The organism is Breznakia sp. PFB1-19 (assembly GCF_029893935.1).
Lineage (GTDB): Bacteria > Bacillota_I > Bacilli_A > Erysipelotrichales > Erysipelotrichaceae > Breznakia > Breznakia blatticola.
In genome coordinates this window covers 1-5,155 of sequence record NZ_JARXXJ010000048.1, presented here as the reverse complement: position 1 = coordinate 5,155, position 5,155 = coordinate 1, and the positions used below count along the sequence as shown (strand labels likewise).

The 5,155-nt window shown below is 47.5% G+C and carries 3 rRNA genes; all 3 read left to right on the top strand.

The features are described 5' to 3' along the window. The first annotated feature begins 139 nt into the window (after window positions 1-139). The 3 genes from M2098_RS11465 to rrf all read left to right on the top strand — a co-directional run bounded on the left by M2098_RS11465 (window position 140) and on the right by rrf (window position 5,125). Window positions 140-1,705, top strand: a 16S ribosomal RNA gene (locus M2098_RS11465). A gap of 319 nt (window positions 1,706-2,024) precedes the next feature. Continuing rightward, window positions 2,025-4,933 (top strand): 23S ribosomal RNA (locus tag M2098_RS11460). Window positions 4,934-5,011: 78 nt separating this feature from the next. Then, a 5S ribosomal RNA gene (gene rrf, locus M2098_RS11455) occupies window positions 5,012-5,125 on the top strand. Together the 16S, 23S and 5S rRNA genes form the textbook arrangement of a ribosomal RNA operon. Window positions 5,126-5,155 lie beyond the last annotated feature (30 nt).

Below are 5,155 nucleotides of genomic sequence, written 5' to 3'. Positions count from 1 at the left end.
GGCACGGTTGAGATAACCGATGCGAAAAAGAAGTGATTAGATCTTTTAAAACTGAATAGGAAACGTCAATTTCGAAACAAAAATTCACGGAAAACAAAAACAACTAAAAACACGCAAAGTCGTGTTCATATGAGCAAATCAAATGGAGAGTTTGATCCTGGCTCAGGATGAACGCTGGCGGCATGCCTAATACATGCAAGTCGAACGAAGCGTCCCAATGAATAATGAAAAGCTTGCTTGGAGTTATGATTTGGATTTGCGCTTAGTGGCGAACGGGTGAGTAACACGTGAGTAACCTACCGTAGTGACTGGGATAACTATTGGAAACGATAGCTAATACCGGATAGGTAAATGATAGGCATCTATTATTTATTAAAGCAGCGTTTGCTGCACACTATGATGGACTCGCGGTGCATTAGTTAGTTGGTGAGGTAACGGCTCACCAAGACGATGATGCATAGCCGACCTGAGAGGGTGACCGGCCACATTGGGACTGAGACACGGCCCAAACTCCTACGGGAGGCAGCAGTAGGGAATTTTCGTCAATGGGGGGAACCCTGAACGAGCAATGCCGCGTGAGCGAAGAAGGATTTCGGTCTGTAAAGCTCTGTTGTGAAGGAAGAACGCCTGGTACAGGAAATGGTATCAGGGTGACGGTACTTCACCAGAAAGCCACGGCTAACTACGTGCCAGCAGCCGCGGTAATACGTAGGTGGCAAGCGTTATCCGGAATTATTGGGCGTAAAGGGAGCGTAGGCGGTTTAATAAGTCTGAAGTTAAAGGCAGTGGCTCAACCATTGTATGCTTTGGAAACTGTTAGACTAGAGTGCAGAAGAGGCAAGTGGAATTCCATGTGTAGCGGTAAAATGCGTAGATATATGGAGGAACACCAGTGGCGAAGGCGGCTTGCTGGTCTGCAACTGACGCTGAGGCTCGAAAGCGTGGGGAGCAAATAGGATTAGATACCCTAGTAGTCCACGCCGTAAACGATGAGAACTAAGTGTTGGAGGAATTCAGTGCTGCAGTTAACGCAATAAGTTCTCCGCCTGGGGAGTATGCACGCAAGTGTGAAACTCAAAGGAATTGACGGGGGCCCGCACAAGCGGTGGAGTATGTGGTTTAATTCGAAGCAACGCGAAGAACCTTACCAGGCCTTGACATCCCAAGCAAAGATATGGAGACATATTGGAGGTTATCTTGGTGACAGGTGGTGCATGGTTGTCGTCAGCTCGTGTCGTGAGATGTTGGGTTAAGTCCCGCAACGAGCGCAACCCTTGTCTTTAGTTACTAACATTAAGTTGAGGACTCTAGAGAGACTGCCGGTGACAAACCGGAGGAAGGTGGGGATGACGTCAAATCATCATGCCCCTTATGGCCTGGGCTACACACGTACTACAATGGCAGTTACAAAGAGCAGCGAACTCGCGAGAGCAAGCAAATCTCATAAAGGCTGTCTCAGTTCGGATTGGAGTCTGCAACTCGACTCCATGAAGTCGGAATCGCTAGTAATCGTAGATCAGCATGCTACGGTGAATACGTTCTCGGGCCTTGTACACACCGCCCGTCAAACCATGGGAGTTGGTAATACCCGAAGCCGGTGGCATAACCTGTTTACAGGAGTGAGCCGTCGAAGGTAGGATCGATGACTAGGGTTAAGTCGTAACAAGGTATCCCTACGGGAACGTGGGGATGGATCACCTCCTTTCTAAGGAGAAAGTACACAACTTTGTTTCGAGCATATTGAAAGTTTCCTATTTAGTTTTGAAAGACTTAGTCTTTCGAAAAAAGAAGTTAGATCTTTGAAAACTGAATAACAGAAGACATTAGAGAAGAAGAATGTTATATAACATGAGTCTTTTCGAATAGTTTGTAAGATAAAATCGAGAAAAACAGTCGTTACGTTTATTTGAAGAAATAAAATGTAACAACAACAGTCTCTGATATGAAAATATTAGAAAAAACAAGACAGTTATCGAAAAATACGCTATAAACAAACACACTAAATTTTGAAGAAATTGGTAAGTGATTAAGTTAATAAGGGCGTACGGTGGATGCCTTGGCACTATGAGCTGAAGAAGGACGCAACTAACGGCGAAACGCGTCGGGGAGTGGTACGTACACAACGATCCGGCGATATCCGAATGGGGGAACCCAGTGGAAGTAATGATCCACTATCCATAAGTGAATACATAGCTTATGAGAGAGCAACCTAGGGAATTGAAACATCTTAGTACCTAGAGGAAAAGAAAACAACAGTGATTCCCAGAGTAGCGGCGAGCGAAATGGGAGCAGCCCAAACCGACTATGAGTCGGGGTAGTAGGACTGCGACGTGGGATTTTATGATGTTAGTAGAATGGCATTGAAAGGCCAACCGTAGAGGGTGCAAGTCCCGTATACGAAAACAAAGTAAACCCTAGCAGTATCCTGAGTACGGCGAGACACGAGAAATCTTGTCGGAATCAGCCAGGACCATCTGGCAAGGCTAAATACTACATAGTGACCGATAGTGAACCAGTACCGTGAGGGAAAGGTGAAAAGAACCCCGGGAGGGGAGTGAAATAGAACCTGAAACCGTATGCTTACAAGAAGTCAGAGCCCGTTAAAGGGTGATGGCGTGCCTTTTGTAGAATGAACCGGCGAGTTACCATATCGTGCGAGGTTAAGTAGAAAATACGGAGCCGAAGCGAAAGCGAGTCTTAATAGGGCGGAAGTACGATTTGGTAGACCCGAAACCAGGTGATCTATCCATGACCAGGTTGAAGTTGAGGTGAAACTCAATGGAGGACCGAACCGACTATCGTTGAAAAGCTAGCGGATGAGTTGTGGATAGCGGAGAAATTCCAATCGAACCTGGATATAGCTGGTTCTCCTCGAAATAGCTTTAGGGCTAGCGTCGAAGTTGAGTCGTATGGAGGTAGAGCACTGAAAGTATGATGGCCCCATCTCGGGGTACTGATTATTATCAAACTACGAATGCCATAATGATATATTCGGCAGTCAGACTGTGGGTGATAAGGTCCATGGTCAAAAGGGAAACAGCCCAGATCACCAGCTAAGGTCCCAAAATGTATGCTAAGTGGAAAACGATGTGGGGATGCACAGACAACTAGGAGGTTGGCTCAGAAGCAGCCATCCTTTAAAGAGTGCGTAACAGCTCACTAGTCGAGTGACCCTGCGCGGAAAATGTACCGGGGCTAAGCATACTACCGAAGCTGTGGATTCGTATCTTTTAGATATGAGTGGTAGAGGAGCGTTCCATTCGTCGTTGAAGCTGTACCGTAAGGAGCAGTGGAGAGTATGGAAGTGAGAATGCCGGTGTGAGTAGCGAGATGTAGGTGAGAATCCTACACACCGATAGCCTAAGGTTTCCAGGGGAAGGTTCGTCCGCCCTGGGTAAGTCAGGACCTAAGATGAGGCCGAAAGGCGTAGTCGATGGACAACAGGTTGATATTCCTGTACCCGCGTAAAAATGATGGAGTGACGGAGACGGTTAGTATATGCCACTTAATGGATTGTGGTCTAAGCGAGGTAGCTTGTATGTAGGAAAATCCGCATACTATAAGGCGAAGGCGTGATGGGGAAGCGAAAGCATTCGTGCGAGTAGTGAAGTATATGATACCGGCTTCCAAGAAAAGCTTCTAGTATTAATTTTATGACGGCCTGTACCGAAACCGACACAGGTGGGCAAGGCGAGAAGCCTGAGGTGAGCGAGAGAACTGTTGCCAAGGAACTCGGCAAAATGGTCCCGTACGTTCGCAAGAAGGGACGCTCTATTTATAGAGCCGCAGTGAATAGGCCCAAGCGACTGTTTATCTAAAACACAGCTCTCTGCTAAGTTGAAAGACGACGTATAGGGGGTGACTCCTGCCCGGTGCTGGAAGGTTAAGGGAATCTGTTAGAGCTAGACTCGAAGCAGTGCACTGAAGCCCCAGTGAACGGCGGCCGTAACTATAACGGTCCTAAGGTAGCGAAATTCCTTGTCAGGTAAGTTCTGACCCGCACGAAAGGAGTAACGATTTGGGCGCTGTCTCGGCAGCAGACTCGGTGAAATCTTAGTACCTGTGAAAATGCAGGTTACCCGCAACTAGACGGAAAGACCCCATGGAGCTTTACTGTAGCTTGATATTGAGTTTTGATTAAACATGTACAGGATAGGTGGGAGACGTTAAAGCATGCACGCCAGTGTATGTGTAGTCACTGTTGGGATACCACCCTTGTTTAATTGAAATTCTAACCACGTACCGTGATCCGGTACTGGGACCGTGTCAGGTGGGCAGTTTGACTGGGGCGGTCGCCTCCTAAAGAGTAACGGAGGCGCCCAAAGGTATGCTCAGATTGGTTGGAAATCAATCGACGAGTGCAATTGCAGAAGCATGCTTGACTGTGAGTCCTACAAGACGAGCAGGGACGAAAGTCGGGAATAGTGATCCGGCGGTACCGAATGGAAGGGCCGTCGCTCAACGGATAAAAGCTACCCTGGGGATAACAGGCTGATCTCGCCCAAGAGTTCACATCGACGGCGAGGTTTGGCACCTCGATGTCGGCTCATCGCATCCTGGAGCTGAATTCGGTTCCAAGGGTTGGGCTGTCCGCCCATTAAAGCGGTACGCGAGCTGGGTTCAGAACGTCGTGAGACAGTTCGGTCCCTATCTGTTGTGGGCGTAGGAAATTTGAGGAGAGCTGTCCTTAGTACGAGAGGACCGGGATGGACCTACCTCTGGTGCACCAGTTGTCGTGCCAACGGCATAGCTGGGTAGCTAAGTAGGGAAAGGATAAGCGCTGAAGGCATCTAAGCGCGAAGCCCCCTCCAAGATGAGATTTCCCATACGTAAGTAGTAAGACCCCTTAAAGACGATAAGGTTGATAGGCTAGAGATGGAAGTGTAGCGATACATGGAGTTGACTAGTACTAATCGGTCGAGGACTTAATCACAATACGAAAAGATAGTGGTATATAAACCTCTAGAAAATGTTAACTGTTATTTAGTTTTGAAGGAACTAACCTTCTAGATCTGGTGATGATGGCAAAGTGGACACACCTGTTCCCATCTCGAACACAGAAGTTAAGCACTTTAACGGCGACGATAGCTTGGCCTGCCCAAGTGAAAATAGCAAATCGCCAGTTGATTAGACATCCATTTCGGGTGTCTTTTTT